This is a genomic window from Micromonospora sp. NPDC048887 (assembly GCF_040649715.1).
Taxonomy (GTDB): Bacteria; Actinomycetota; Actinomycetes; order Mycobacteriales; family Micromonosporaceae; genus Micromonospora.
This window is the reverse complement of sequence record NZ_JBEZGA010000002.1, coordinates 406,508-432,562: the sequence shown is the minus strand read 5'-3', so window position 1 is coordinate 432,562 and position 26,055 is coordinate 406,508. Positions and strand designations below refer to the sequence as shown.

The 26,055-nt window shown below is 76.0% G+C and carries 23 protein-coding genes; 10 read left to right on the top strand and 13 right to left on the bottom strand.

All coding sequences use genetic code 11. From position 1 onward, the window contains the following. Nucleotides 1–29: 29 nt before the first annotated feature. From AB0C17_RS05205 to AB0C17_RS05175, 7 genes are all read right to left on the bottom strand, one after another. The gene (locus AB0C17_RS05205; RefSeq protein WP_357476734.1) at nucleotides 30–1,205 is read right to left on the bottom strand and encodes a nucleotide pyrophosphatase/phosphodiesterase family protein; all 1,176 of its coding nucleotides are present in this window, start codon (nucleotides 1,203–1,205) and stop codon (nucleotides 30–32) included. After that, a complete protein-coding gene (locus tag AB0C17_RS05200; protein WP_357476732.1) occupies nucleotides 1,202–1,933 on the bottom strand; it encodes a methyltransferase domain-containing protein in 732 nt (243 codons plus the stop codon). Before AB0C17_RS05200 ends, AB0C17_RS05205 begins: the two co-directional genes overlap by 4 nt. Nucleotides 1,934–1,964: 31 nt before the next feature. After that, complete coding sequence (locus tag AB0C17_RS05195) at nucleotides 1,965–2,144, bottom strand: hypothetical protein (RefSeq protein ID WP_013287622.1); 180 nt, start codon at nucleotides 2,142–2,144, stop codon at nucleotides 1,965–1,967. A 96-nt stretch (nucleotides 2,145–2,240) separates the two neighbouring features. Further along, nucleotides 2,241–5,591, bottom strand: a complete 3,351-nt coding sequence (locus tag AB0C17_RS05190; protein WP_357476729.1) for an error-prone DNA polymerase — start codon at nucleotides 5,589–5,591, stop codon at nucleotides 2,241–2,243. Between the two features lie 93 nt (nucleotides 5,592–5,684). After that, nucleotides 5,685–7,484 carry a DNA polymerase Y family protein gene (locus tag AB0C17_RS05185; protein ID WP_357476726.1) on the bottom strand — a complete coding sequence of 600 codons (1,800 nt, stop codon included), beginning with the start codon at nucleotides 7,482–7,484 and terminating at the stop codon, nucleotides 5,685–5,687. After that, nucleotides 7,481–8,242, bottom strand: coding sequence for a hypothetical protein (locus AB0C17_RS05180; protein WP_357476723.1), 762 nt, complete (start codon nucleotides 8,240–8,242; stop codon nucleotides 7,481–7,483). The genes AB0C17_RS05185 and AB0C17_RS05180 overlap by 4 nt, the downstream gene beginning before the upstream one ends. A gap of 139 nt (nucleotides 8,243–8,381) precedes the next feature. Further along, nucleotides 8,382–8,885, bottom strand: a complete 504-nt coding sequence (locus tag AB0C17_RS05175) for an SAV_6107 family HEPN domain-containing protein (RefSeq protein WP_357380743.1) — start codon at nucleotides 8,883–8,885, stop codon at nucleotides 8,382–8,384. 539 nt (nucleotides 8,886–9,424) lie between these two features. On the opposite strand from AB0C17_RS05175, the gene AB0C17_RS05170 reads away from it, so the two are divergent. The 6 genes from AB0C17_RS05170 to crtI all read left to right on the top strand — a co-directional run bounded on the left by AB0C17_RS05170 (nucleotide 9,425) and on the right by crtI (nucleotide 14,731). Continuing rightward, nucleotides 9,425–9,913: a YbaK/EbsC family protein gene (locus AB0C17_RS05170; RefSeq protein ID WP_357380741.1), complete on the top strand. Its 489-nt coding sequence runs from the start codon at nucleotides 9,425–9,427 to the stop codon at nucleotides 9,911–9,913. Next, nucleotides 9,910–10,638, top strand: coding sequence for a monooxygenase (locus AB0C17_RS05165; RefSeq protein ID WP_357380739.1), 729 nt, complete (start codon nucleotides 9,910–9,912; stop codon nucleotides 10,636–10,638). The genes AB0C17_RS05170 and AB0C17_RS05165 overlap by 4 nt, the downstream gene beginning before the upstream one ends. Further along, the gene (locus AB0C17_RS05160; RefSeq protein ID WP_357476720.1) at nucleotides 10,635–11,189 is read left to right on the top strand and encodes a GNAT family N-acetyltransferase; all 555 of its coding nucleotides are present in this window, start codon (nucleotides 10,635–10,637) and stop codon (nucleotides 11,187–11,189) included. Before AB0C17_RS05165 ends, AB0C17_RS05160 begins: the two co-directional genes overlap by 4 nt. A gap of 114 nt (nucleotides 11,190–11,303) precedes the next feature. After that, nucleotides 11,304–12,107 (top strand): carotenoid biosynthesis protein, encoded by an 804-nt coding sequence (locus AB0C17_RS05155; protein WP_357380735.1) that lies wholly within the window; start codon nucleotides 11,304–11,306, stop codon nucleotides 12,105–12,107. Continuing rightward, nucleotides 12,104–13,231 carry a glycosyltransferase family A protein gene (locus tag AB0C17_RS05150; RefSeq protein ID WP_357476717.1) on the top strand — a complete coding sequence of 376 codons (1,128 nt, stop codon included), beginning with the start codon at nucleotides 12,104–12,106 and terminating at the stop codon, nucleotides 13,229–13,231. The genes AB0C17_RS05155 and AB0C17_RS05150 overlap by 4 nt, the downstream gene beginning before the upstream one ends. 12 nt (nucleotides 13,232–13,243) lie before the next feature. Beyond that, complete coding sequence (gene crtI / locus AB0C17_RS05145; protein WP_357476715.1) at nucleotides 13,244–14,731, top strand: phytoene desaturase family protein; 1,488 nt, start codon at nucleotides 13,244–13,246, stop codon at nucleotides 14,729–14,731. Between the two features lie 16 nt (nucleotides 14,732–14,747). Here the strand turns inward: crtI and AB0C17_RS05140 are convergent, their stop codons facing one another. Both AB0C17_RS05140 and metF read right to left on the bottom strand, forming a co-directional pair. Beyond that, nucleotides 14,748–15,437 carry a CDP-alcohol phosphatidyltransferase family protein gene (locus tag AB0C17_RS05140; RefSeq protein WP_357476712.1) on the bottom strand — a complete coding sequence of 230 codons (690 nt, stop codon included), beginning with the start codon at nucleotides 15,435–15,437 and terminating at the stop codon, nucleotides 14,748–14,750. Between the two features lie 44 nt (nucleotides 15,438–15,481). Then, complete coding sequence (gene metF, locus AB0C17_RS05135) at nucleotides 15,482–16,399, bottom strand: methylenetetrahydrofolate reductase [NAD(P)H] (RefSeq protein WP_357380727.1); 918 nt, start codon at nucleotides 16,397–16,399, stop codon at nucleotides 15,482–15,484. 226 nt (nucleotides 16,400–16,625) lie between these two features. Here metF and AB0C17_RS05130 point away from each other — a divergent pair, with 226 nt between their 5' ends. Together AB0C17_RS05130 and AB0C17_RS05125 are read left to right on the top strand one after the other, a co-directional pair. Then, entirely contained in the window at nucleotides 16,626–18,080 is a 1,455-nt protein-coding gene (locus AB0C17_RS05130; RefSeq protein WP_357476709.1) for a helix-turn-helix domain-containing protein, read from the top strand. A 63-nt stretch (nucleotides 18,081–18,143) separates the two neighbouring features. Beyond that, entirely contained in the window at nucleotides 18,144–19,226 is a 1,083-nt protein-coding gene (locus tag AB0C17_RS05125; RefSeq protein WP_357380723.1) for a polyprenyl synthetase family protein, read from the top strand. A 160-nt stretch (nucleotides 19,227–19,386) separates the two neighbouring features. Here the strand turns inward: AB0C17_RS05125 and AB0C17_RS05120 are convergent, their stop codons facing one another. Further along, on the bottom strand, nucleotides 19,387–19,767 hold the full coding sequence (locus tag AB0C17_RS05120; protein WP_357469585.1) for an Rv2175c family DNA-binding protein: 381 nt from the start codon (nucleotides 19,765–19,767) through the stop codon (nucleotides 19,387–19,389). Nucleotides 19,768–19,909: 142 nt separating this feature from the next. Between AB0C17_RS05120 and pknB the strand changes: the two genes are divergently transcribed. Further along, the gene (pknB, locus tag AB0C17_RS05115) at nucleotides 19,910–21,895 is read left to right on the top strand and encodes a Stk1 family PASTA domain-containing Ser/Thr kinase (RefSeq protein WP_357469588.1); all 1,986 of its coding nucleotides are present in this window, start codon (nucleotides 19,910–19,912) and stop codon (nucleotides 21,893–21,895) included. Beyond that, complete coding sequence (locus AB0C17_RS05110; RefSeq protein WP_357469592.1) at nucleotides 21,892–22,761, top strand: deoxyribonuclease IV; 870 nt, start codon at nucleotides 21,892–21,894, stop codon at nucleotides 22,759–22,761. Before pknB ends, AB0C17_RS05110 begins: the two co-directional genes overlap by 4 nt. A 124-nt stretch (nucleotides 22,762–22,885) precedes the next feature. On the opposite strand, the gene AB0C17_RS05105 is transcribed toward AB0C17_RS05110, so the two are convergent. From AB0C17_RS05105 to AB0C17_RS05095, 3 genes are read right to left on the bottom strand one after another with little or no spacing between them, the layout of a single operon-like run. Beyond that, complete coding sequence (locus tag AB0C17_RS05105) at nucleotides 22,886–23,914, bottom strand: GntG family PLP-dependent aldolase (protein ID WP_357469595.1); 1,029 nt, start codon at nucleotides 23,912–23,914, stop codon at nucleotides 22,886–22,888. After that, on the bottom strand, nucleotides 23,907–25,313 hold the full coding sequence (locus AB0C17_RS05100) for a class II 3-deoxy-7-phosphoheptulonate synthase (RefSeq protein ID WP_013475760.1): 1,407 nt from the start codon (nucleotides 25,311–25,313) through the stop codon (nucleotides 23,907–23,909). The genes AB0C17_RS05105 and AB0C17_RS05100 overlap by 8 nt, the downstream gene beginning before the upstream one ends. Before the next feature lie 57 nt (nucleotides 25,314–25,370). After that, the gene (locus AB0C17_RS05095) at nucleotides 25,371–25,937 is read right to left on the bottom strand and encodes a hypothetical protein (RefSeq protein WP_357469598.1); all 567 of its coding nucleotides are present in this window, start codon (nucleotides 25,935–25,937) and stop codon (nucleotides 25,371–25,373) included. Nucleotides 25,938–26,055: the final 118 nt, after the last annotated feature.

The window sequence follows — 26,055 nt, the reverse complement described above, 5'->3', positions numbered from 1 at the left end:
CGCAGCGCAGAGGCACGGACGAACCGGCGTCAGCCCCGGATCACCAGCAGCGGGATGGTCATCTCGGCGGCGGTGTCGGCACCGTGGTACGCGACCAGCCGCGACGCCATCGGCGGTTCGGAGCGGGTGGCGACCACCGCGTACGTGTCCCGGCAGACCACCACCACGTCACCGATGCGGGTCAGGTGTGCCTCGGGCACCGGCCCGAACCAGCCGGTCGCCACCGCCTCGGCCCGGATCAGCACCTGCGCGGCCGGGCCCAGCACCTCGGTCCAGGCGGCCGTCACGTCGGCTTCGGCACCCGGCTCGACGTGCAGGTAGCGGACCCGGGGCTCACCGGCGACCACCCGTACCCCGGCCCGCAGCCGGGGGTCGGTGTCCAGGTCGATCCGGTGCCCGGCGGGCACGTCGAGCTGGCCGTGGTCGGCGGTGACGAGCAGCGCGGCGTCCGGCGGGAGCCCGTCGACGAGCCGGGCCAGCAGCGCGTCCACGTCGGCCGCGGCGGTCCGCCAGGGTGCGGAGTCCACGCCGCTGAGGTGCCCGTGCCGGTCCAGGTCGGGGTGGTAGCCGGAGACGAGCGTGGGCCCGTCCCCGGCAGCGAGCGCCGCCAGCATCCGGGCGGCGAGCGCGTCCACGCCCGCCGCGCCCCGGTAGTCGCCGCCCCGGTTGGCGGCGAGCGTCAGGCCGCTGCCGGCGAACTCGGGGCGGCTGACCACAGTCACCGCGACCCCGGCGGCACGGGCCCGCTGGTACCAGGTGGGCACCGGCTGCCAGCTCACCGGATCGGGGTCGCCGGCCCAGTCGACGTGGTTGAGCACCCGGCCGGTGCCGGGCACCCGGACCGTGAAGCCGAGCACGCCGTGCGCGCCGGGCCCGGTGCCGGTGCCGAGGCTGACCAGGCTTGTCGGGGTGGTGGACGGGAAGCCGGTGGTGAGTGGGCGGCCGGCGGTGGCGGCCAGGCCGGCGAGCGTCGGGGCGTACGGGGCGGCGGTGGGGATCTGGTACCAGCCGAGGCCGTCGACGAGCAGCACCGCGATCCGGCGTACCCCGGCCAGGCGCGGGGCCAGGCCGAGCCGGTCGGCCGCGCCCGGTACGCCGAGCAGCGCCAACGCGCTGGGCAGCACGTCGGTCAGGGCGCCGCCGTCGTAGCGCGGCGCCACCCGGTCCAGCGGGCCGGGAGCCGGATCGGGCACCGGACCGGTCATGCCGGGCAGCGGGCGAACAGGTGCAGCTGGGCGGCGAGATCCCGGTACGGGGACCGGGCGGCGAGGGCGCGCTCCAGCTCCACCAGGGCGGCCTGCTGCCCGTCGGCCACCGCGGCCGGGAGAAGGTCGGCGAGCACCCGTACCCCGTGGATCTCCTCCACGACGAGGCCGGCGGCGGTGAGCAGCGCGCCCGCGTCGGCGGCGTCGTAGCGGCGGCGCAGCGTGTCCCGGCCGCCGGTGGTGCCGTTCGGGTCGGCGGCGAGCGCGGCGGCGGCGTCCAGTTGCCCGTTCATCGCCCGGCCGAGCACGGCGGCGGTCCGGCCGGCCACGAGCACGCTCGCCGCGCCACCCGGCCGCAACGCGGCGACCAGCGCTGACGTCACCGGTTCCGGGTCGTCGACCACCTCGAGGACGGAATGGCAGAGCACCAGGTCCACGGTGGCCGGTTCGACCAGTCCGGTGAGCGCGTCGGCGTCGCCCTGCGTCGCGCGTACCCGATCGGCGACCCCGGCCTCGGCGGCCCGTCGGGTCAGCGCGGCGAGCGCGTCGGGGCTGGCGTCGATCACCGTGACCCGGTGACCGGCCTCGGCGAGCGGGACGGCGAAGCCGCCGGTCCCGCCGCCGACGTCGAGCACGGAGAGTCGTTCGCCGGCCCGCCGGTCCAGCTCGGCCCGGAGCACCGACCAGATGACCGCGGTGCGGGGGGTGAGGGTTCGGATCTGCTCCACGCGCCGAGCCTAGTCACCCCCCGGCCCGGGTTCAGGACTCGCCGCCGCCGGCGGGGTCGTCCTCGGCGCGGGAGCGCTGGTGGTTGGCCACCGGGCCGTCGGTCACCTGGTATTCCCGCGGCTCGGCCTCGTGGGTGGGCGCCCAGTCGGCGCCGAGGCGGGTCCGCCGGGCGTTTGCCACGCCACCGGCGTTCGTGCGGTGAAAGGTCATCGGTTCATCCCCCATACCCCGGGTGGGCCACTCTGCCCACCCGCGTCGGGAGTCTCCCGCCTCCGGCTCGGAGAAACCGTAATGTGGATCACTCCATCAACGGAAATCCCTTGACGCCGGTGTGACGGGGGGCTCGATCGCGTCCAGCCGGTCCGCGGTGAGGTTCGTGACGCCCTCGTGCCGCTGCAGCCGGCCCCGCACCACAAGTGCTCCGCTGGTGCGGGCGACTCGACGGTATCTCTGCCACAGCCCCGGGGAGCAAGTGACATTGAGCATCCCGGTCTCGTCCTCCAGGTTGAGGAACGTGACGCCGCCGGCGGTCGCCGGGCGCTGCCGGTGGGTGACGATCCCGCCGACCCGGATCCGCTGCCCGGGTGGCACCTGGCCGAGCCGGGCGATCGGCACCGCGCCCAGCTCGTCGAGGCGGTCCCTGATGAACCGGGCCGGGTGGCTCTCCGGGGACAGGCCGGTGGCCCAGACGTCGGCGACCAGGCGGTCCACCGCGGCCATGCCGGGCAGGGTGGGCGGGTCCGCGCCGGTCACCGTGCCGGGCAGCCGGCCGGGCCGGTCCTGGGCCGCCGCGCCGGCGGCCCAGAGGGCCTGCCGCCGGGTCAGCCCGAAACAGGCGAAGGCGTCGGCGGTGGCCAGCGCCTCCAGCTGCGCGGCGGTGAGACCGACGCGGCGGGCCAGGTCCGGCATGTCCCGGTACGCCCCGTGCGCGGCGCGTTCCGCCTCGATCCGCTCGGCCACGTCGACGCCGAGGGTACGGACGCTGCCCAGCCCGAGCCGCACCGCCGGGCCGCCCAGCCCCCAGGCGTGCGGCGGCTCGCCCGGCACGCTGCCCCACCGGGTCTGCGGCGTGGACTCCAGCACCGCCTTGGCGCCGCTGGCGTTGATGTCCGGCCGGCGCACCTCCACACCGTGCCGGCGGGCGTCGTCGGCGAGCGTCTGCGGCGAGTAGAAGCCCATCGGCTGCGCGTTGAGCAGCGCGGCCAGGAACGGGCCGGGGTGGTAGCGCTTGAGCCACGAGCTGGCGTACACCAGGTAGGCGAAGCTCATCGCGTGGCTCTCCGGGAAGCCGTAGCTGGCGAACGCGGTGAGCTTGCGATAGACGTCGTCGGCCAGCTCGCCGGTGATGCCCCGCTCGGCCATCCCGGCGTAGAGCCGGTCGGCGATCTGCGCCATCCGCTCCACCGAGCGCTTCGCCCCCATGGCCCGGCGCAGCTGGTCGGCGCCGGCCGCGTCGAACCCGGCCAGGTCGATGGCGAGCTGCATGAGCTGCTCCTGGAACAGCGGTACGCCGAGCGTCTTCTCCAGCGCGTTGCGCATCAGCGGGTGCGCGTACGTGACCGGTTCCTGGCCGTTCTTGCGCCTGATGTACGGGTGCACCGAGCCGCCCTGGATCGGGCCGGGCCGGATCAGCGCCACCTCCACCACCAGGTCGTAGAACTCGCGCGGCTTGAGCCGGGGCAGGGTGGCCATCTGCGCGCGGCTCTCCACCTGGAACACGCCCACCGAGTCGGCCCGGCAGAGCATGTCGTACACCTCGGGGTCGTCCAGCGTCATGTCGCCCAGGTCGAGCCGGGAGCCGATCAGGTCGTAGCCGTAGTGCAGCGCCGAGAGCATGCCGAGGCCGAGCAGGTCGAACTTGACCAGGCCGACGGCGGCGCAGTCGTCCTTGTCCCACTGGAGCACGCTGCGGCCGGGCATCCGGCCCCACTCCACCGGGCACACCTCGATCACCGGCCGGTCGCAGATCACCATGCCGCCGGAGTGGATGCCCAGGTGCCGGGGGAAGGTCTGCAGCTCGTTCGCGTACGCGACCACCTGCTCGGGGATGTCCGCCACGTCGACCGCGGCGACCGAGCCCCACCTGTCGATCTGCTTGCTCCAGGCGTCCTGCTGGCCGGGCGAGAACCCGAACGCCTTCGCCACGTCCCGCACCGCCGACCGGGGCCGGTACGAGATGACGTTGGCGACCTGGGCGGTGTGCTCCCGGCCGTAGCGGGCGTAGACGTGCTGGATCACCTCCTCCCGGCGGTCGGACTCGATGTCCACGTCGATGTCGGGCGGGCCGTCGCGTTCCGGGGCGAGGAAGCGTTCGAACAGCAGCCGGTGCCGGACCGCGTCCACGTTTGTGATGCGCAGCGCGTAGCAGACCGCCGAGTTGGCCGCCGACCCCCGGCCCTGGCAGTAGATGTCCTGCGCGCGGCAGAACGCCACGATGTCGTAGACGACCAGGAAGTAGCCGGGGAAACCGAGGTCTTCGATCATCCGCAGCTCGTGTTCCAGTTGCGCGTACGCCTCCGGGTGCGCCTCGGGCGGGCCGTAGCGCTCGCGGGCGCCGTCCATGGTCAGCCGGCGCAGCCAGCTCATCTCGGTGTGCCCGGGCGGTACCGGGTACGCGGGCAGCCTCGGCGCCACGAGCTGGAGGTCGAAGGCGAGTTCCGCGCCGTACTCGGCGGCCCGCGCCACAGCGCCCGGGTACGCGGCGAACCGCGCCGCCATCTCCGCGCCGCTGCGCAGGTGGGCGGTGGCCGCGGCGGGCAGCCAGCCGTCGATCTCGTCGAGGCTGCGCCGGGCCCGGACCGCCGCCACGGTGGTGGCCAGCCGACGGCGGCCCGGGGTCGCGTAGTGCGCGTTGTTGGTGGCCACTGTGGGCAGCCCGGCGGCGGCGGCCAGCTCGGCGAGCGCGTCGTTGCGGTCGGCGTCGACCGGGTGGCCGTGGTCGGTCAGCTCCACCGCCACCGTCTCCGCGCCGAACAGCGCGGTGAGCCGGTCGAGCTCGCGGGCCGCCGCGTCGACGCCCTCGGTGAGCAGCGCCGCGGGCACGTGCCCCTTGCGGCAGCCGGTGAGCACCAGCACGTGGTCGCGCAGCTCGGCGGCGATCTCCTCCAGCTCGCCGTAGACCGGGCGGCCCTTCTCCCCGCCGCGCAGCTGGGCCCGGGAGATGGTGGCGGCCAGGCGCGCGTACCCCTCGTGGCCGTGCGCGAGCACCAGCAGGTGCCGGCCGAGCGGGTCCGGTTCGCCGTTCTGCGGGCCGGGCAGCCCGAGGGACAGTTCCGCGCCGAAGATCGTCGGCAGCCGCAGCGCGCGGGCCGCCTCGGCGAAGCGCACCACGCCGTAGAAGCCGTCGTGGTCGGTGACGGCGAGCGCGGTCAGCCCGAGCCGGGCCGCCTCCTCGGCCAGTTCCTCCGGGTGGCTGGCCCCGTCGAGGAAGCTGAAGTTGGAGTGCGCGTGCAGCTCCGCGTAGGGCACCACGCCGTCCGGACGGGTCAGCTCCGGCGGCTGGTATTCCTGGCGCTTGCGGCTCCACGCCGGTGAGTCGCCGCCGTCGGCGTCGACCGCGAGCGGGTCGACCACGTGCAGGTGCCGCTCGCCCTTGGCCCGCCCGGACAGCACCTGCTCCAACTTGGACCACGGCATCTTCGGGTTGTGGAAGCTCACCGGCGCCTCCCCCACCCGGCGGCCAACCGCCTGAGATCTTGGTACGAAACGGCCCCCCGAGGGGCACTTTCGTACCAAGATCTCTCCCGGCGCTCAGTCATAGATCGCCTCCACCAGCCACTGCCCGCCCTCCACCGCGAGCAGCAGGGCGGCGCCGTCGGCCAGGCTCACCTGGAACCGGGCCCGGCGGCGCGCCTCGGCCGGCGCCCACCAGCGTTCGTCCACGGGCCACGGACCGGCCCAACCGGTGATCTCGGCCGGACGCCCGTCGCCGACGGTGAGCCGGGCCGGCGCCGCGCTGACCGCCAGCCGCGCGGTCACCACGACCGGCTGCCCGGCCGCGTCGCGCACGTCGGCCGGCAACGGGGTCGGCAGCACCACGGCCGGCGACGGTGGCGGGATCCGCCCCGGCCACGGCGGCTCGGCCACCGCCCGGCCCCGCCGGGCTCGCCGTCCGGCCCGCGCCCCGGCATCGGGTACGGCGACCGAGGCGGACGCGGCACCCGGAGCGGCCCCGATGCCCGGGATGAGTGACGCGGCCGGGGACGACAGCCCTGTCGGGGACGGCGACGCTGCCGGGACCGGAGCCCGGGACGGCGGCGCGGCCGGAGCCTGGGACGCCGGGACCGGGGGCGCCGCGTCGGCCGGCAGGGGTGGCGGGCCGGGGCGCGCGGGCACCCGCTCGTCGCCCCACGGGACCAGGCGCACCTGGTCGGCCGGGGAACGCCCGCCGCCGAGCACTGCGGTGACCACCGCCTCGGGACCGAGGATGCCCTGTACCCGGTTCAACGCGCGATGCGCCCGCTCCCGCTCCTCACCGGTCTCCCCCCACAGCCCGGCTTGCAGGCCCGCCTGGGCGAGCACCCCGTCGGGCACCAGCCGCAAGCGGACGATCCCGGCGGTGGGCCGGGCCGGACGCGCCCCGCCCCGGCCGTTGCTGCCGGAGAGCCAGCCGTCGAGCTGCCAGCGGACCCGGTCGGCGATGGCCGCGGCGGTGAGCAGGCCGTCGTGCCGCCAGACCCGGTGCAGTTCCTGGCCGTGCGCGGTGACCGCCTCGATGCCGAGCCGGGTGCAGGCCAAGCCGTATCCGGCCAGCCGCTCGTGCAGCCGCTCGGCGAGTGTGCGGGCGGCGAACGCGGCCGCGTCGACCCGGTCGATCGGCTCGTCGTTGTCGGCGGTGACGGTCAGGTCGGCGGGCGGCTGCCGGACCGCCAGCGGACGGTCGTCCCGGCCGCCGGCGAGCCGGTGCGCCAGTGCCCCGTCGAAACCGAACCGGGCCAGCACGTCCCCGGCGGGCAGCGCCGCGAAGTCGCCGAGCGTGCGGACGCCGAGCCGGCGCAGCAGGTCGGCCAGGGCGGGCCGGCCGAGCGCCTCGACGGGGCGGCCGGCCAGGAACCCGCGGGTGCCGCCGGGGGCCACGATCCGCCCCTCCCGGGCGGCCAGCCCGGCCGCGAACACCCCGTCGGCGATGCCGGCCTGGCTCTCCACCGCGCAGCTCTGCGCGACGTGCTCCACGATCCGCTCGGCCGCCGCCTCCTCGCCGCCGAGGTAGCGGCTCGGCCCCCGGGCCGCCGTGGCGCAGGCGCCGGGCCGGATCACCTCGACGCCGGCGACCACCTCCTCCACGGCGGCCACCACCGGCTCGAACGCGCGCACGTCCCGGGCGGGGTCGTGGTCGACAACGGTGAGGTGCGGGCAGCGTCCCTGTGCCTCGCGGCGGCGCAGCCCGCGCCGGATCCCCTCGGCGCGGGCCCGCTCGGAGCAGGCGATCACCCGGTTGGCGTGCAGCACCACCACCGGGTCGGTGGCGGGCACCCCGTCGACGATCTCGGCGGCGAGGACCGGCCAGTCCGGGCACCAGAGCAGCAGCGTCCGCTGCGGTACGCCGCTCACGCCGGACCGGCAGCGGCGAGCGTACGGGCGGGTGGGGCGACCACGCGCAGCCGGCGCGGCGGCGCGGCGGCCGGGGTGCCGAGCCCGGCCGAGCGGGGGATCACCCGGGTCAGTTCGTCGCCGGGTAGCCACACCTTGATCTCCTTGGGGCGGGCGGCGGCGCCCCGGCCCCGGGCCGAGACGGTCACCTCGCGGCGGCGCAGCCGCCCCCGACCGGGGCCGAGCCCCTGCCAGACGCCCCGGACCACCTGGAGCGTGACGTCCGCGCCGTCCCACCGCCCGTACGGGACGAGCACGCTTCCGCGCTGCCGGGCACGGGCGGCCAGCCGGGTCGCGACCGAGGCGGAGACGGTGGCCGGCACGGCGGTGACCACCACGTCGACCCCGTCGATGAGCGCGGCGACCACAGTTGGCCACTCCGGCCCGGGGTCGGGCACCAGGGCCAGCCGGTCCAGGGCGATGCCCGCCTCGGCCGCAGCGCCCGCCCCGAATGTGGGTACGCCGACCACCGCGCACCACGAGCCGGCCCGGGACGCCTCGGCGAGCAGCGCGAGGATCAGCGAGGTGGTGCCGCTGCGCCGGGGCCGGCCGGCACCGACCGCGACCGTGCTGCCGCGCCGCAGACCCCGGTTGGGCAGCAGCCCGGTCAGCTCGGCCCGCACGGGCAGCACCCGGTGGCCGCCGGCCGGATCGGGTGCGCTCGCCGGCCGGACCAGATCGGCCAGGGCGGCGGAACCGACCACCATGCGGCCCGCCATCGGACCAACCCCCCGTCGTGTTTCGCCACGGGCCTCACCCGTGGATGGTGCTGTGGATCGTGTCGTGCGCGGCACGCGTGTGCCGTGGCGCGGCGCCCGGCCACCCGGAGTCCCGCCGGTGGTGGCCGGGCGCCACGGATCAGGCGGCGGCGGCTCCGGGCCGGGGCGGGGTGTCGGAGGCGCCGCGGCGCAGCGGGCGGGGCAGGCCGTCGAGCGCCGGCTGGTGGGCCACGCCGAGCGCGGTCTCCACCACCGTCACGAACTCCTCGGCGGCGCGCAGCAGGTCGTCGGCCTCCCGGGCGGTCACCACGCGGGGGATGCCGGCCTCGGCGGCGGCCCGCTTGCTCGCGCCGGCGGCGAAGTAGGCGGCCCACTCGTCCAGCTCGGGGGCGACGGTGGCGAGCAGCACCCAGACGCTGGTGATCCGGTTCCGGCGGGTGGGCGCGGGGCGAGCGCGGGCGGCGAGCACGGCGGCGGCGGCACGCAGCGCCGCGAGGTGGGCGGCGGCGTACCGGAGGCCGTCGGGACGGGTGCGGGTGGCCTCGGCCAGCCCGTCGCGGGCCACCGCGAGCAACTGGGCGGGGGTGCGGTGCGGCAGCACGTGCGCGGGCACCGTGGGCGCCTGGGCCGGACTGGTCGGCATGGGTCTCTCCTCCGCGTGTGGCCGGGGCGGGCGCTCGTGCGACGGGAACGTCGCCCGGTCGCCCGGAGCGGTCGGTGCGGAGGAAGACGCACCTTGTGGCGGCCGGCCGGATGTGGACGCTTCCCCACACCCACACCCGGCCGGCGTGCCGGCGGGTCCGTCGCCCGCCGCCCGGGGGTCGTGGGCGGCGGGCGACGACCTGCCTGACGGGCCCGGACTCGCGACTGTCCGAGACCCGGTGCGGCCCGCGGTGCCGCACCTCCCGGAAGCCGGTGCCGCGAAACACCGCTTCCGGAGCGTTCGACGGGTGCGCGACCGGCTCGGACAGGCCGGGCCAGCCGGGGAGCTGAGCCGCTTGCCGTCTGAGCCGAACCCGGCTTCGAGGCGAACCTGACTTCGAGCCGGAATCGAACACTCGTTCTAACTACCCTGACAGTACACCTCCCCACCGACGAAAACGCAACGTGTGACGCGCCGGGACGCACGGGAGGGCGACGGCCCCCGGCGGGCCCGCGCGCGGGTGGGGGAAGAATGGGGGGATGCAGCCACACCCGAACGTGCAGGCGGTGCAGCGCGCGCTCGACGAGGCGGGCGCGCGGAACGGATCGGGCGAGGCCAGCCTCGTCCGGCTGCTGCCCGACGCGGTGCACACCGCCGCCGCGGCGGCCGAGGCGCTCGGTGTCGCCGTCGGCGCCATCGCCAACTCGCTGATCTTCGACGCGGACGACGCGCCGCTGCTGGTGCTCACCTCCGGCGCGCACCGGGTGGACACCGCCGGACTGGCCGCCACGCTGGGCGTGACCCACCTGCGCCGGGCCACCCCGGAGTTCGTCAGGCGGCACACCGGGCAGGTGATCGGCGGCGTCGCCCCGGTCGGCCACCCCGCGCCGCTGCGCACCGTCGTGGACACCGCGCTGGCCGGGTACGACGAGGTGTGGGCGGCCGGCGGCGTACCCCGGGCGGTGTTCCCCACCACGTACGCGGAACTGCTGCGGATCACCACCGGCACCCCGGCCGAGGTGGCGTGAACCCCGGACTCGTCACGCTGCACGTGTGGCGTGTGCCCCGGCGGGCCGTACCCGGTGTGCTGACCCGGATGGCCACCCACCCGGCCCGGCTGCGCCGGCTGCCCGGCGTCCGCTTCGCCAAGCTGCTCGGCACCGGGACCGGCACCGGCTTCGGCCCCGGCGACGCCGATCTGACCCGGTGGGCCGCGCTCGTGGTCTGGGACTCCCCCGCCGACGCGGCCGGCTTCGACGCCTCCCCGGTCGCCCGTTCCTGGGCCCGGATCGCCCGCGCCGCGGTACGGGTCGACCTGCGCCCGCTGACCAGCCGCGGCCGGTGGTCCGGCCGGGAGCCGTTCGGCGCGCCGTCCGGCGGGCGGGTCACCGGGCCGGTGCTGGCGCTGACCCGGGCCCGGCTGCGGGCGCACCGGGCGGCCACGTTCTGGCGCGCGATCCCGCCGGTCGCCGGCGCGCTGCACAGCGCCCCCGGCCTGCTCGCCCGCTTCGGCGTCGGCGAGGCGCCGCTGGGCTGGCAGGGCACGGTGAGCGTGTGGCGCGACCCGGCGGACCTCGTCGCGTTCGCGTACCGTTCCCCGGAGCACCGCGCCGCGATCACCCGCACCCCCACCGAGGGCTGGTACGCGGAGGAACTGTTCGCGCGGTTCGCGGTGGGCGACGTGGTCGGCGACCGTACGGTGCTCGGCTGGGCCGCCGAGGGCGACCCGGAGACGGCGAGAGGGCGCGCATGAGACTGGTGCGGTGGACCCCGGACGACCTCGTCCGGCGGCTGGACGACGTGGTGGCCGTCTACGGCGAGGCGATGGGCTACCGGCCCGACCTGCTGGAGGCCCGCCGCGGCTACATCGCCACCCACGTACGCCGCCCCGGCTTCCGCGCCGTCGCCAGCCTGACCAACGAGGGACACCTGGCCGGTTTCGGGTACGGCTACCGGGGCGCCACCGGGCAGTGGTGGCACGACCAGGTGTACCGGGCCCTGAACACGCAGGCCCGGCAGCGCTGGCTGACCCACCCGTTCGAGGTGGTCGAGCTGCACGTCCGCCCGCCCGCGCAGGGCCACGGCCTGGGCGCCCGCCAGTTGCGCGCCCTGCTCGCCGTGGCCGAGGGCGACACCACCCTGCTGTCCACCCCGGAGGCCGACGAGGAGAAGTCCCGGGCCTGGCGGCTGTACCGCCGGTTCGGCTTCGTCGACGTGCTGCGCCACTTCCACTTCCCCGGCGACGAGCGGCCGTTCGGCGTGCTCGGCCGGGACCTGCCGCTGCCCCCGCCGGACGCCCCGTGAGCGCGAGGAGTGAGCCGGGTTCGCGAGCCCCGCAGTCGCGAACGAAAGGTCGGCACAGTGAGCGCGAGGAGTGAGCCGGGTTCGCGAGCCCCGCAGTCTCGAACCGGAAGCGTCATGAGGGCCCGGCTGCCCTGGGCGCTGCTGGCCGTGCTGGTGCTCGCCCAGATCTGCTACCCGCTCACCGGCGGCGCGACCCGGGCCGGGCTCACTGTGGCCACAGTGGTGCTCGGCTGGCTGCTCTCGGTCGGCCACGCGCTGCTCACCCGGGGCGCCCGTACCGCCGTCGCGCTGGTCGCTGTCGTCACCGGCGGCGGGTTCGCGGTGGAGGCGATCGGCGTGGCCACCGGGTTCCCGTTCGGCACCTACGACTACTCCGGCGAGCTGGGCCCGAAGCTGGCCGGGGTGCCGCTGATCATCCCGCTCGCCTGGACCTGGATGGCCTGGCCCGCCTGGCTCACCGCGGTCCGGCTGGTCCGCTCGCGGGCTGCCCGGATCGCGCTGTCGGCGGTCGGGCTCGCCGCCTGGGACCTGTTCCTCGACCCGCAGATGGTGGCCGAGGGCTACTGGACCTGGCGCGACGCCACCCCGGCGCTGCCCGGGCTGCCCGGCATCCCGGTCAGCAACTACCTGGGCTGGCTGGGCTTCGCGGTGCTGCTCGCCGTCGCGCTGCGCCCGCTCGCCGGGCCGTCGGTGGACCGGGTCGACGGCCGGGACGCCCCGATGTTCGCGCTCTACCTCTGGACGTACGCCTCCAGCGTGCTGGCGCACGCGGTGTTCCTGCGGCTGCCGGCGTCGGCGCTGTGGGGCGCGGCCGGGATGGCGGTGGCGGCGGTGCCGCTGGCGGTGACGCTGTGGCGGGCCCGCCGGGACCGGGCCACCGAGCCGCAGCCGGCGCCGCGCGTCGACGCCCCGGCATGATCGCCGCCCTCGCGCTGGCCGTGGCGGTCGCCGCGCTCACCGGGCACACGCTCGTCAACGCGCTCGCCTGGCTGCGCCGACCGGCCACCGGCCCGGCCGAGGTGACCGAGCCGGTGGCGGTGCTGCTGCCGCTGCGCGACGAGGCCGACCGGGTCACCCCGTGCCTGCGCGCGCTGCTGGCCCAGCGCGGGGTGCCGGACCTGCGGATCGTGGTGCTCGACGACGGCTCGACCGACGGCACCGCCGACGTGGTCCGCGCGGTGGCCGGCGACGATCCCCGCCTCACGCTGCTCACCGGCGTCGCCCCGCCGCCCGGCTGGCTGGGCAAGCCGCACGCCTGCTGGCAGCTCGCCACCCGTACCGCCCCGGAGCCGACAGCGCTGACCTTCGTCGACGCGGACGTGGTGCTCACCCCGTACGCGGTGGCGGCGGCCGTGACCGAGTTGCGCGCGGCCGACGCGGCGCTGCTGTCGCCGTACCCCCGGATCGTGGTGCGGACGGCGGCCGACCGGCTGGTGCAGCCGCTGCTGCAGTGGTTGTGGCTGACGTTCCTGCCGCTGCGCGCGATGGAACGCTCGCGGCGGCCCTCCCTCGCGGCGGCGGGCGGGCAGTTCCTGGTCGTGGACCGGGCCGGCTACCTGCGGGCCGGCGGGCACGCGGCGGTGGCCGACAAGGTGCTGGAGGACATCGAGCTGGCCCGGGCGGTGAAACGGGCCGGCGGGCGGATCGCGCTCGCCGACGGGTCCCGGCTGGCGTCCTGCCGGATGTACGACACCTGGCCGCAACTGCGCGACGGCTACACCAAGTCGCTGTGGGCGACGTTCGGGCACCCTGCCGCCGCGGCGGCCGTGCTGGCGGTGCTGTTCGCGCTCTACGTCGCGCCGCCGCTGCTGGCCCTCGGTGCGCTGCTCGCCGGCGCGCCGGCGGTGGCCGCCGTGGCGTTCCTGGCCTACCTGGCCGGGGTCGCCGGGCGGGTGGTCAGCGCCCGCGCCACCGGCGGACGGGCGTGGCCCGACGCGCTGGGCCACCCCGTGTCGGTCGTGGTCCTCGGTTGGCTGACCGTCCGGTCGTACCATCTGCGGAAGCGACGCCGGCTCACCTGGCGGGGTCGCCCGGTCACCTAGGAGGGGCACGCCATGGCGCGCATCGTGGTCATCGGCGCCGGTGTGGGCGGGCTCGCCGCCGCCGCCCGGCTCGCGGTCACCGGGCACGAGGTCACCGTCCTCGAACGGGCCGGCACGGTCGGGGGCAAGCTCGGCCGGTACGCCCACCACACCCCGGAGGGGGTGTGGCACTTCGACACCGGGCCGAGCCTGCTCACCCTGCCGCAGGTCTTCCACGACCTGTTCGAGGCGACCGGGGCGAAGCTCGACGAATACCTCGACCTGGTCCCGCTGGACCCGATCGTGCGGCACGTCTTCCCCGGCGGCGAGCAGGCGCTCGACTCCTGCGCCGACCCGGACGAGTTCGCCGCCCGGATCGGCGCCGCGTTCGGCGACCGGTCCGCCGCCGACTGGCGCGGCCTGTGGCGACGCGCCGGCCGGGTGTGGGCGGCCTCACACCGGGACATCCTGCGCCGTACCGTCGACTCCCCCCGCGACCTGGCCGCGCTAGCCTGGCGGCTGGGCGACCTGGCCGCCATCGGCCCTGGCCGCAGCCTGCGCGGGCTGGGCCGCCGCCACCTGTCCGACCCGCGGCTGCGGATGCTGCTGGACCGGTACGCCACGTACACCGGCGCCGACCCGCGCCGCGCCCCGGCCGCGCTCGTCGCCGTCCCCTACGCCGAGCTGGCGTACGGCGGCTGGTACCTGCGCGGCGGGCTGGGCACGCTCGCCGACGCGCTGCTGTCGCGCTGCCTGGACCTGGGCGTGGTGGTGCGCACCGACGCCACTGTCACCAGGATCGACGCCGCGGGCGGGCGGGTGCACGGGGTACGCGTGGCCGGGACGGCCGCGCCGGTGCCGGCCGACGTGGTGGTGGCGAACGTGGACGCGCTCACCGTCTACCGGGACCTGCTGCCCGACCCGCGCCGGCTGGCCGCGCTCACCGACCGCAGCCTGGCCGGGTTCGTGCTGCTGCTGGGCGTACGCGGCGACTCCGGGCTGGCCCACCACACCGTCTTCTTCCCCGACGACTACGACGCCGAGTTCGACGCCGTGTTCGGCAACCCGGGTCGCGGGGTGCGGGCCCGCCCGGCGCACGACCCGACCGTGTTCGTCACCGCCGCCGACGACCCGGCGGTCCGCCCGGAGGGCCACGAGGCGTGGTTCGTGCTCGTCAACGCGCCCCGGCACGGCACCGCCGCGAGCGCCGTGGACTGGCGGCGGCCCGGCCTGGCCGAGGCGTACGCGGACCGGATCCTCGACGTGCTGGCCGAGCGCGGCGCCGACGTGCGGGACCGGCTGGTGTTCCGGGAGATCCGCACCCCGGCCGACCTGGACGCGGCCACCGGCGCACCCGGTGGGGCGATCTACGGCACCGCGGGCGGGCTGCTGCGCCCGGCCAACCGGGGCCCGGCGGCCGGGCTCTGGCTGGTCGGCGGTTCCAGCCACCCGGGCGGCGGCCTGCCCATGGTGACGCTGTCGGCGGAGATCGTCGCCGAGGCGGTCGGCCCGGCCTGGTGAGCCGGGCCGGCCCCCGTCAGCCGGCGTCGACCAGGGCGCGGCGGACGGCGGAGAGCAACTGGCCGAGACCGAACCCGGCGAGCAGCACCCAGACCGTGGTGGCCATGGTGACGGTCCCGGCGGTCAGGTCGACGTCGATCAGGCCGGTGAGCCCGGCGACCAGCAGCCCGACCAGCGCCACACAGACCCGGGTCGGCCGCTCCCCCACCGTCACCGCGCCGATCTCCCGCATCCCGGCCGAGACCGCCCGCGCCCGCACGTACTCGTGCAGCCAGGACAGGCCGCCGGCCGCCGCCACCAGCGCGCCCGGCGCCCCGAGCAGCCAGAACGCGATCAGCCAGGCCACCTCGCCGAGCCGGTCGGCGACCGAGTCGTACACGTAGCCCAGCCGGGTGGTGCGGCCGGTGGCCACCGCCACCGCACCGTCGACGCTGTCGGCCACCGCCGCCAGCAACACGAACAACGCACCCAGGAACGGTCCGTCGCCGGGCCGGCCCACAAGCAGCGGTACGCAGAAGCACAGCAGCACCCCGAACACGGTCACCGGGGTCGGGCCGACGCGCAGCCGGCCCAGCACGTAGCCCACGTGGTAGGCGAAGCGCAGCCAGGCGCGCACCACCGGCGCGGCGGTACGCGGATCGAAGCCGCCGTGCAGCCGCGCCCACGCGGTCGCGTACTGGTCCCAGTTCAGCTGTGTGCCCACCACGGATCAACCGTAGAAGCACGGCGCGGGTGTCGTGTGGCGGGTGGTCACACCCGTGCGGCGGCGCGCAGCCGCTGCCACACCTCCCGGGTGGCCGTGGACCGGTTGAGCGTGATGAAGTGGATCCCCGGCACACCCTCGTCGAGCAGCTTCTCGCACATCTCGCTCGCCTGCTCGACGCCGAGGCGGCGTACCGCCTCCGGGTCGTCGGCCACCCGCTCGAACCGCTCGGCCAGCGCCGCCGGGAACGGCGCGCCGGACAACTGCACCGACCGTTCGATGGTGCCGATCTGGGTCACCGGCATCACCCCGGCCAGGATCGGGGTGTCGCAGCCGGCCGCTGCCACCCGGTCACGCAGCCGCAGGTAGTCGTCGGCGTCGAAGAACATCTGGGTGATCGCGAACTCCGCGCCGGCCCGGCACTTGCGGACGAAGTGCGCGGTGTCGCTGTCCACGTCCGGCGAGCGCGGGTGCTTGTACGGGAACGCGGCCACGCCGACGCTGAAGTCGCCGCTGTCGCGGACCAGCCGGACCAGGTCCTCGGCGTACCGGACGCCCTCCGGATGGGCGATCCACTCGCCGCCCGGGTCGCCCGGCGGGTCACCCCGCACGGCCAGCACGTTGCGCACCCCGACCGAGGCCAGCCGGCCGATCACGTGCCGCAGCTCGGCCACCGAGTGGTTCACCGCGGTCAGGTGCGCCATCGGCAGCAGCGTCGTCTCGGTGGCGATCCGCTCGGTCACCGCCACAGTGGTGTCGCGGGTCGAGCCGCCCGCGCCGTAGGTGATCGACACGAACGAGGGACGCAGTGACTCCAGCTCGCGGATGGCCTGCCAGAGCAGCTTCTCCCCGGCGGGGGTCTTCGGTGGGAAGAACTCGAAGGAGAAGGTGGGACGGCCGTCACGGATCAGCTCCCCGATGGCCGGCTGGGGATTGGGAAGGACCGAGGGAAGACCGAGCGCCACAGACCGACTGTAACCGGGACGGCACGCCGTGCCGAGATCTTCCCAGCCCGCGAACACCTGGCCGGTGCGACGTCGTACCCCGGGGGTAGAAACGACGGCAGCGCGGAGGGGCGGCCGGCGGCCGTCCCGGGGGCCCGCGCGGGGGTCGCCACGACGGCGACGCACGGCGCCACCACCTGGCCGGGCGTCCACGTCGCCATCCGCGCCGTCGCTCCCGGAGGTTCCGATGATCCCGTCCCCGCCGCCCGGCCCGCGCCTGCTCGGGCCGCTGCTGGCCGAGTTGCGGGCCGCCCGTGGCTGGAGCCAGCAGCGGATGGCCGCCGAGCTCTGCGCCGCCTCGGGCGTGCCCACGCTGACCCGGCACGAGGTGTCCCGCTGGGAACGCCAGCTCCGGCTTCCCGGCGACTTCTGGTCGGCCTGGCTGGCGACGGTCCTCGGGGTGCCGGGCGAGCTGGTCGCCGAGGCCGCCGCCCGCAGCCGCCGGCTGGGCGTGACGCCCGCGGCGGTCGACCCGGCCGGGTCCCGCGCCCGGCTGGCCCTGCTCACGCTCGCGTACCGCTGGGCCGCCGACCCGGACGGCCGCACACTGGCCGGTCCGTTCGCCGCGGCAGCTCCGCCGGCGGTCCACACCCGGCCCGGTCGGCCCGGGCCGCACGACGTGGGCGCGCCGGCCGGGCCGTTCGCCCACGGCACGGCCGGGCCCGGGGCGGACGGCGGACCGGGGACGTCAGTGCCGGACAACGCCCGCCACCCCGGGGACGGGTGGCACCCGGCGGACGGGGTGACGCTCGCCACGCTGCGGCGCTGGGACGACCTGCTCGGCGGCGGGGATCTCGCCGGGCACGGCGCCCGCCGGCTGCGGCGGGCGGTCCGCGGCTACCGTCGCGCCGGGCCCGCCGGCCGGCGCGCGCTGCTGCCCGCGCTCGCCGAGTCGGCGCAGCTCGCCGGCTGGCTGGCCGCCGACGCGGGCGACCCCGGCGGGGGCCTGGTCGCCTACCGGCTGGCGCTGCGGGCGGCGGTGGCCGCCGGGCAGCCCTCGCTGGCCGGGCACGTGCTCGCGTCGGCCAGTCACCTGCTGGCCGACGCCGGCGACCCGGCCGGCGCGCTGGTCCTGGCCCGGATCGGGTACGCCGCCGGCCGCGCCACCGCCTCGCCCGGCCTGCGGGCGCTGCTGCTGCACCGGGTCGCGCTCGCCGCCGCGCTCGCCGGGCGTCCCCGCGCCGCCGGGCGGGCGCTGGCCGGGGCGGACCGGGCCGGTACGCCGGAGCCCGGCCGGGAGCCGCCCTGGCTCTACTGGCTCGACGCGGCCGAGCTGGCGGCGATGACCGGGCGCACGCTCGTCGCGCTGGGCCGTCCGGCCGCCGCGGTGCCGCTGCTGACGCCGGTGGCAGCCGCGCGTGACCGTCCCCGCCGGGCCGCCGTGTACGGCGCCTGGCTGGCCCGCGGGCACCTGGGCCTGGGTGCGGTGCCCGAGGCGTGCGCGGTGGCCGGCGAGGCGCTGCTCGACGCGGTCCGGTCCGGCTCTCCCCGGGCCGTCGGCCAGCTCACCGCGTTCCGCCGCGGCTTGGCGCACGCTGCGCCCGGTCCGGCCACCCGGGGGTACGCGCGACTGTTCACGGCGGCCCGCCCGTACCTGCCGCCCGGCGTGCCGCGCCACCGGCGGGACCGTCCGGGCCGGTGAGCCACGAGGCACGCCGGGACGCCGGGCGCGGCGATATCGGGTGTGAACCGCTAGCGTCGTGGCGTGACCGACGCTGCTCCCGTATCCCCCGTCGACCGTGCCGGCCTGCGCCAGCGGATCGACAAGGCGCTCACCGAGTTCCTCGCCGGCCAGCGCGGCCGGCTGACCGCCGTCGACGACGGCCTGCTGCCGGTCGCCGAGGCGATCGAGGCCTTCGTGCTGGGCGGCGGCAAGCGGCTGCGCCCGGCGTTCGGCTACTGGGGTTACCGGGGCGCCGGCGGGGTCGACTCCGACCAGGTGGTCGCCACCCTTGCCGCGCTGGAGTTCGTGCAGGCCAGTGCGCTCATCCACGACGACCTGATGGACCGGTCGGACACCCGGCGCGGTGAGCCGGCGATGCACAGGCGGTTCGCCGCCCGGCACCGCGCGGCCGGCTGGGGCGGCGACGCGGACTCCTTCGGCGACGCCGCCGCGATCCTGCTGGGCGACCTCTGCCTGGTCTGGTCCGACGAGCTGCTGCACTCCTCCGGCCTGCCGCCGGCCACCGTGGCCCGGGCCCGGCCGGTCTTCGACGAGATGCGCACCGAGGTGACCGTCGGGCAGTACCTGGACGTGCTGACCCAGGCCACCGGGGACACCTCGCTGGACCGGGCCGCCAAGGTGGCCCGGTACAAGTCGGCCAAGTACACGGTCGAGCGCCCGCTGCTGCTCGGCGCCGCGCTGGCCGGCGCGCCGGCCGAGGTGCACGCCGCCTACTCGGCGTACGGGCTGCCGCTGGGTGAGGCGTTCCAGCTCCGCGACGACGTGCTGGGGGTCTTCGGCGACCCGGAGCGCACCGGCAAGCCGGCCGGCGACGACCTGCGTGAGGGCAAGCGGACGTACCTGGTGGCGGCGGCCCTGGAGACGCTCGACCCGGCCGGCCGGGAGACGCTGCTGGCCGGGCTCGGCGTACCGGACCTGGACGCGGCCGGGGTGGACCGGCTGCGCGAGCTGATCACCACGAGCGGCGCGCTGGAGCGGGCCGAGCGGCACATCACCGCGCTCACCGAGAGCGCCCTGGCCGCGCTGACCGCTGTCGACCTGGACACCGAGGCCCGCCAGGCCCTGGTCGACCTGGCCATCGCCGCCACCCGCCGCCCCGCCTGACCCTCCGCTCTCCCACCCCTCCCACCCCCACACCCGCCCTCCCCACGCCCGCCCCCGAAGCGGTCGATCATGAAGTTGGCGGCACTTCCGGAGATCGACTTCGCCGCCAACTTCATGATCAACGGGAGCGGGCGCGGGTGGGCGCGGGTGGGGAAGGGCGCTAGAAGGCGACGGCCTGGGCGCGGCGTTTGACCTCGCGGGCCAGGTCGCCGCCGAGGGCGACGGCGGGGGTGCCGGGAAGCGTCGGGTCCTCCCGGTAGAGCCAGCGCAGCGCCTCCTCGTCGTCGTACCCGGCGTCGGCGAGCAGGTTGAGCACGCCGGGTAGGTGCTTGAGCACGGTGCTGTTGGCCACCAGGTCGGCCGGGATCCGGCGGACGCCGTCGCGGCGCACCGCGATCAGTTCCCGGTCGCGGATCATCTGGTGCACCTTGCTGATCGACAGGTCCAGGCGCTCGGCCACGTCGGGCAGCGCCAGCCAGCCGGCCGGGTCGGCCGGTCCGGCCAGGTCGGGGCCGGTCTCGGCGGGTACGGAATCGGTCACCCGACCACCCTGCCACGTGCCCGCCGGGGCCGGTGCACGGCACCCCGCACCGCCGCCGGGAGCGCGGCGGTCCCCCCGTGTCGCAACCCGGCGGTAGCATCCTGTTCAACCTTCATCCTTCCGACACATAGACTGCCTGCCGATGGACACACAGGTCGCCGACACGTTGCTGGGCTCGCTGATCGAGGGGCGCTACCGCATTCGCGGTCGCGTCGCCCGTGGCGGCATGGCGACCGTGTACACCGCCACCGACGAGCGCCTGGAGCGCACCGTGGCGGTCAAGATCATTCACCCGACCCAGGCGCCGCAGGCCCAGGCCCGGATGGCCGGCTTCGTCGAACGCTTCACCGACGAGGCGAAGACGATCGCCCGGCTCACCCACCCGAACGTGGTGGCGGTCTACGACCAGGGCATCCACGCCGGCCTGCCGTACCTGGTGATGGAGTACGTCCGGGGCCGCACGCTGCGCGACGTGCTCGCCGAGCGCCGCCGGCTGAACCCGGACGAGGCGCTCGCGATCACCGAGCAGATGCTCGCCGCGCTCGCCGCCGCGCACCGGGCCGGCCTGGTGCACCGCGACGTCAAGCCGGAGAACGTGCTCGTCGCCGAGGTGCCCACCGGGGGCAGCCGAAACCTGGTCGACAGCGTGGTCAAGGTGGCCGACTTCGGGCTGGCCCGGGCCGTCGAGGCCAGCGCCGAGGACGAGAACGGCAACCAGCTCATGGCGACCGTGGCGTACGTGGCGCCGGAGCTGGTCACCCAGGGCCACGCGGACCCGCGCACCGACGTCTACTCCGCCGGCATCGTGCTGTTCGAGATGCTCACCGGCCGGGTCCCCTACGACGGCGACCGCCCGGTGGAGGTCGCGTGGCAGCACGTCGACCGGGACGTACCGGCGCCGTCGACGCTGGTGCCGGCACTGCCGCCGGTGCTCGACGCGCTCGTCGCCCGGGCCACCCGGCGGGATCCGGCCGGCCGGCCGGCCGACGCCGCGGCGCTGCTGAGCGAGGTGCAGGCGGCCCGCGAGCAACTGGGCGACCCGCACGCGCACACCACTGTGCTGCCGCAGCTCAGCGACGAGACAGCCGTCCTGAGTCAGCCGACCCAGATGGTGGCCGCGCTCCAGCCGGTCGAGCGCCCGGCGTGGGCCCGGCTGCCCGAGGGCGGCGCCGCGCAGCGCCCGCACCGGCGCCGCGCCGCCGAGGAGGACGCCGCGGGGACCGGGTTCGCCGCCCTGCGTACCCGGATCATGGGCTCGCCGCGCGGACGGCTCGCAGTCGCCGCGGTGGTCGTGGTGCTCGGCCTGGTCGCCGCGGGTGGCGGCTGGTGGTTCGGGGTGGGCCGCTACACGGTCGCGCCGCAGCTGGTGAGCCTGAGCAAGGCCGACGCGGAGGCGCAGGCCCAGCGCGGCGGCTTCACGCTGCGGTACGCCGCCCCGCGCTACGACGAGAAGGTCCCCAAGGACACGGTGCTCGGGCAGGCTCCCGGATCGGCCGCGCGGATCGTCAAGGGCGGCACGATCACGCTGACCCTGTCGCTCGGTCCGGAGCGGCTGCCGGTGCCGGACGTGGTGGGCAAGGACTACTCGCTGGCCCAGGCCGAGTTGGAGGGCGTCAACCTGGTCGTGGTCAAGGGCTCCTCGCGGTACGACGACGCCCTGCCGGCGGGCGTGGTGCTGGCCACCGACCCGAAGGTGGGCACGGTGGTCAAGCCCGACACGAAGGTGACGTTGATCCTGAGCAAGGGTCGTGCGCCGGTCTCCGTGCCCAACCTGGTCGGCAAGAGCCTCACCGAGGCACGGACCATCCTCGCGCAGCTCGGGCTGAGGCCGGTGGAGACCGTCAAGGACTCCGACAAGCCGAAGGACGAGATCCTCGGCCAGAGCCCGGCCGACGGCACCGGCGTGGAGAAGGGCGCCCAGGTCAAGCTGGAGATCAGCAAGGGCCCGCCGCAGGTGGCCGTCCCCCGGGTGATCGACATGCCGTGCCAGCAGGCCAAGCAGACGCTGGAGAGCCAGGGCTTCCCGGTCAACGTCCAGCTCAACCCGAACGGCGTCGTCCGGATCCAGAACCCGGCCGAGAACACGCCGGTGCCGCCGGGCACGACGGTCACGGTGACGTGCCTGTGAGCGGCTGCGACGGTCGCCGCCGGGTGGGGTCGCACACCCCCACCTCCGGCGGCCTGGCCCGGGCGGCCCTGCCGTACGCCGAGGCGGCCGAGTCCGAGGTGGTGCAGGTCTACGTCTCGAACTCGCGCGGCTGGGCGCTGCCGCCGGGCGACCCGGCGCAGGACGCGTTGTTCCGCGACGGGTGCGGCGAGCGCGGCCTGCCCGTCTTCATCCACGCCTCACTGCTTGTCAACCTCGGCTCCCCCACTCCGGCGACCGTCACCCGGTCGGCCGATACGCTGGCCCACGCGTTGCGGCGAGGGCGGGCGATCGGCGCCGAGGGCGTGGTCTTCCACGCCGGCAGCTCGGTCGACGCCGGTCACGCCGAGGCGGCCATGCGGCAGGTCCGCGCGGCGTTGCTCCCACTGCTCGACGAGGCAGCGGCCACCGGCGGGCCGATGCTGCTGGTCGAGCCGAGCGCCGGGGGCGGCCGGTCACTGGCGTCCCGGGTCGAGCACCTCGGCCCCTACCTGGACGCGGTCGACCGCCACCCGATGCTCGGCGTCTGCTTCGACACCTGTCACGCCTGGGCGGCCGGGCACGACCTGGCCGCCGAGGGTGGCATGACCGCCACGCTCGACACGCTGGTCGCCACGGTGGGCGCGGACCGGTTGCGGCTGGTGCACGCGAACGACTCGAAGGACCTGTGCGGTTCCACCCGGGACCGGCACGAGAACATCGGCAAGGGCACCATCGGCGAGCCGGCGTTCGCCGAGCTGATGCGTCACCCGGCGACCGCCGGGGTGCCGGTGCTGGTGGAGACCCCCACGGAGAAGCACATCGGCCACGCCGCCGACATAGCCACCCTCAAGCGCCTCCACCCCTGACGGGCCCCTCCCCCTCCCCCGCACCACTGCGTTGATCAAGGAGTTTGTGTCCGGCTCCGGCGCGGAATCAGACACAAACTCCTTGATCAACGGGCGTGGGCGGGGCGGGGGCAGGCGCGCGGGGTCAGGCGCGCAGGGCGGTGTGCAGGATGGTGGCGGCGCGGTCGATCTGCGCGTCGGCGACGTCCAGGTGGGTGACCAGCCGGGCGGTACGCGGGCCGAGCACCGAGATAAGCAGCCCTTCCGCCCGCGCGGCGGCAGCCAGCGCGGGCGCGTCCAGCGGGTGCTTGGTCAGGTCGAGCGGCACGATGTTGGTCCGCACCACCGCCGCGAGCACCCCGTGCGGGGCGACCGCCTCGGCCAGCCGGGCCGCCTTGGCGTGGTCGTCGGCGAGCCGCTCGACGTGGTGCGCCAGCGCGTACCGGCCGGCGGCGGCGAGGATGCCGACCTGCCGCATGCCGCCGCCCATCCGCTTGCGGAGGAACCGCGCCCGGGCGATCTTCTCGGCGCTGCCCACCACCAGCGAGCCGACCGGCGCGCCGAGGCCCTTGGAGAGGCAGACCGAGAGCGTGTCGAACAGCACGCCGTACTCGGCCAGCGGCACCCCGTCGGCCACGTGCGCGTGCCAGATCCGCGCGCCGTCGCAGTGCAGCGCCACCCCGTGCTCGTCGGCGACCTCCCGCATCCGGCGCAGCGTCGGCAGCGGGATCACCCCACCGCCGCCCCGGTTGTGGGTCTGCTCCACGGCGATCGCGCGGGTGGGCACCGCGAAGTAGCCGTCCGGCCGGATCATCCCGGCGACCACGTCGGGGTCCAGCTCCGCGCCGACCGCCGGCCACGTCCGCGAGGAGATCCCGCCGTACGCGGCGGCGGCGCCGACCTCGTACGTGACCACGTGCGCGTCGGCGTCGCAGAGCAGCTCGTCACCGGGGGGTACGTGCAACTGGAGCGCGATCTGGTTGGCCATCGAGCCGCTCGGGGCGAACAGCGCCGCCTCGTGGCCGAAGAGCGCGGCCACCTCGGCCTCCAGCGCGGTGACGGTCGGGTCCTCGCCGTAGACGTCGTCGCCCACCTCGGCGGCGGCCATCGCCTCCCGCATCCCCGGCGTCGGCCGGGTCACCGTGTCCGTCCGCAGGTCGATGACCTCAGCCACGGAGCATCTCCGCCACCAGGAACGCCAACTCCAGCGACTGCTGGGTGTTCAGCCGGGGGTCGCAGGCGGTCTCGTACCGGTCGGGCAGGTCCAGGTCCTCGATGCCCTGGGCGCCGCCGAGGCACTCGGTGACGTCCTCGCCGGTCAGCTCGACGTGCAGGCCGCCCGGGTGGGTGTCCAGACCGCGGTGCACCTCGAAGTAGCCGAGCACCTCGTCGACGATCCGGTCGAAGTGCCGGGTCTTGTAGCCGTTTGAGGACTCGTGTGTGTTGCCGTGCATCGGGTCGCACTGCCAGACGACCTTCGCGCCGGCGGCGGTGACCTTGGCGACGATCGGCGGCAGCGCGTCGCGGACCCGGTGGTTGCCCATCCGGCTGATCAGCGTGAGCCGGCCGGGGATGTTGTCCGGGTTGAGCTTCTCGCAGAGCTCGATCGCCTCGTCCGGGGTGGTCGTCGGGCCGAGCTTGACCCCGATCGGGTTGGCGATGCGGGAGATGAAGTCGATGTGCGCGCCGTCGATCTGCCGGGTCCGTTCCCCGATCCAGAGGAAGTGCCCGGACAGGCCGTACGCCTTGCCGTTGGAGATCCGGGTCAGCGCCCGGTCGTACTCCAGCGCCAGCGCCTCGTGTGAGCAGTGCAGCGTGACGGTACGCAGCGCCTCGTCGTCGGTCATCCCGCAGGCCCGGATGAAGGCCAGCGCCCGGTCGATCTCGCGGGCGATCGCGTCGTAGCGCTCGCCGGCCGGGGACCGCCGCACGAAGTCCTTGTTCCAGTCGTGCACCGCGTGCAGGTCGGCCAGCCCGCCGGCCAGGTACGCCCGGAGCATGTTCATCGCGGCGGCCGAGTTCGCGTACGCCCGGATCATGCGCTGCGGGTCGGCGACCCGCGCCTCCGGCGTGGCCTCCAGCGAGTTGATCATGTCGCCGCGGTAGGCGGGCAGGCCCCGGGCGTCGGTCGGCAGGGACCGGGGCTTGGTGTACTGGCCGGCCACCCGGGCGACCTTGACCACCGGCAGCGACGCGCCGTAGGTGAGCACGATGGCCATCTGGAGCAGCGTGCGGGCGTTGGCGAGCAGGTGGCTCTCGGTGTTGTCGGCGAAGGTCTCCGCGCAGTCGCCGCCCTGGAGCAGGAACGCCTTGCCCTCGCAGACCAGCGCGAGCCGCTGCCGCAGCTGGTCGACCTCGTAGGGCGCGACCACCGACGGCACCGTGTCCAGCACCCGGCAGACCTCGGCGACCTGGGCCGGGTCGTCCCACGGCGGGGTCTGCGCGCGCGGCAGCTCCCGCCAACGGTCGAGGCCGAGGGCCGCGTCCTCGGCGGAGTCGGCGGTCGGGCGGCTGGTCTGCAGACCAGGGCTGCCCACGGCGGGGTGACTCAGCTGATGCCACTCATGGCGCATGAGAGAAAGCGTACGGCGACCGAAGCGATCACTCGCCGCCGAGGGGGATGGTTCCGGTCACTGGGAGGACACCGGCGAGGCCGGCGCGGCCGGCGGCGGTCCCGTCGGGTCGGTGGTCCCGCCGCCCGATGCCGGCCCTGCCGGTTCGGGGGTCGGCTCGACCGGAGTGTCGACGGGCACCTCGCCGGAGATGCACCAGTCCGCCCCGTTCCGGGTGACGGTGAACAGCAGCGACCGGGCGACCGTACGCGATCCGGCGGTGACAGTGACCGAGGCGCTGACCTCCTGGCCGTTCGGGCCGGAGCGGACGTCGGTGATGGTCGCCTGCGGCACCGTGAAGTGGTCGGCGAAGTCGCCGTTCGGGCCGGTGGCGGCGGAGTCGAAGGCGGCGTGCATGGGCGCGCAGAGCTGGCTGCGGCCGGCGTCGGCGTCGCGGGCGGTCAGCGCGTCCAGGTACGCCTGCACGCGTTCCCGGCTCTTGGCCGCCGCCTCCTCGGCGGGCGCCTTCTCGCTGGGCCGGGCGTCGCCGCCCTCCTGACCGTTCGAGCCGCAGGCGGCCAGGGCCACCGGCAGGAACGCGAGGAGAGCGAGGCCGGCGAACCGGCCCCGGTGGCTGCGACCCATCTGTCCTCCCGTCGCGTGGACTCGTCGAGCGGCGAGTGTGCCACACCCGGCCCGCGCCGCCGGGTGACTCCCCATCCTGACCCGGATCGGTGCGCTCGGCCAGGACGGCACGCGGGCG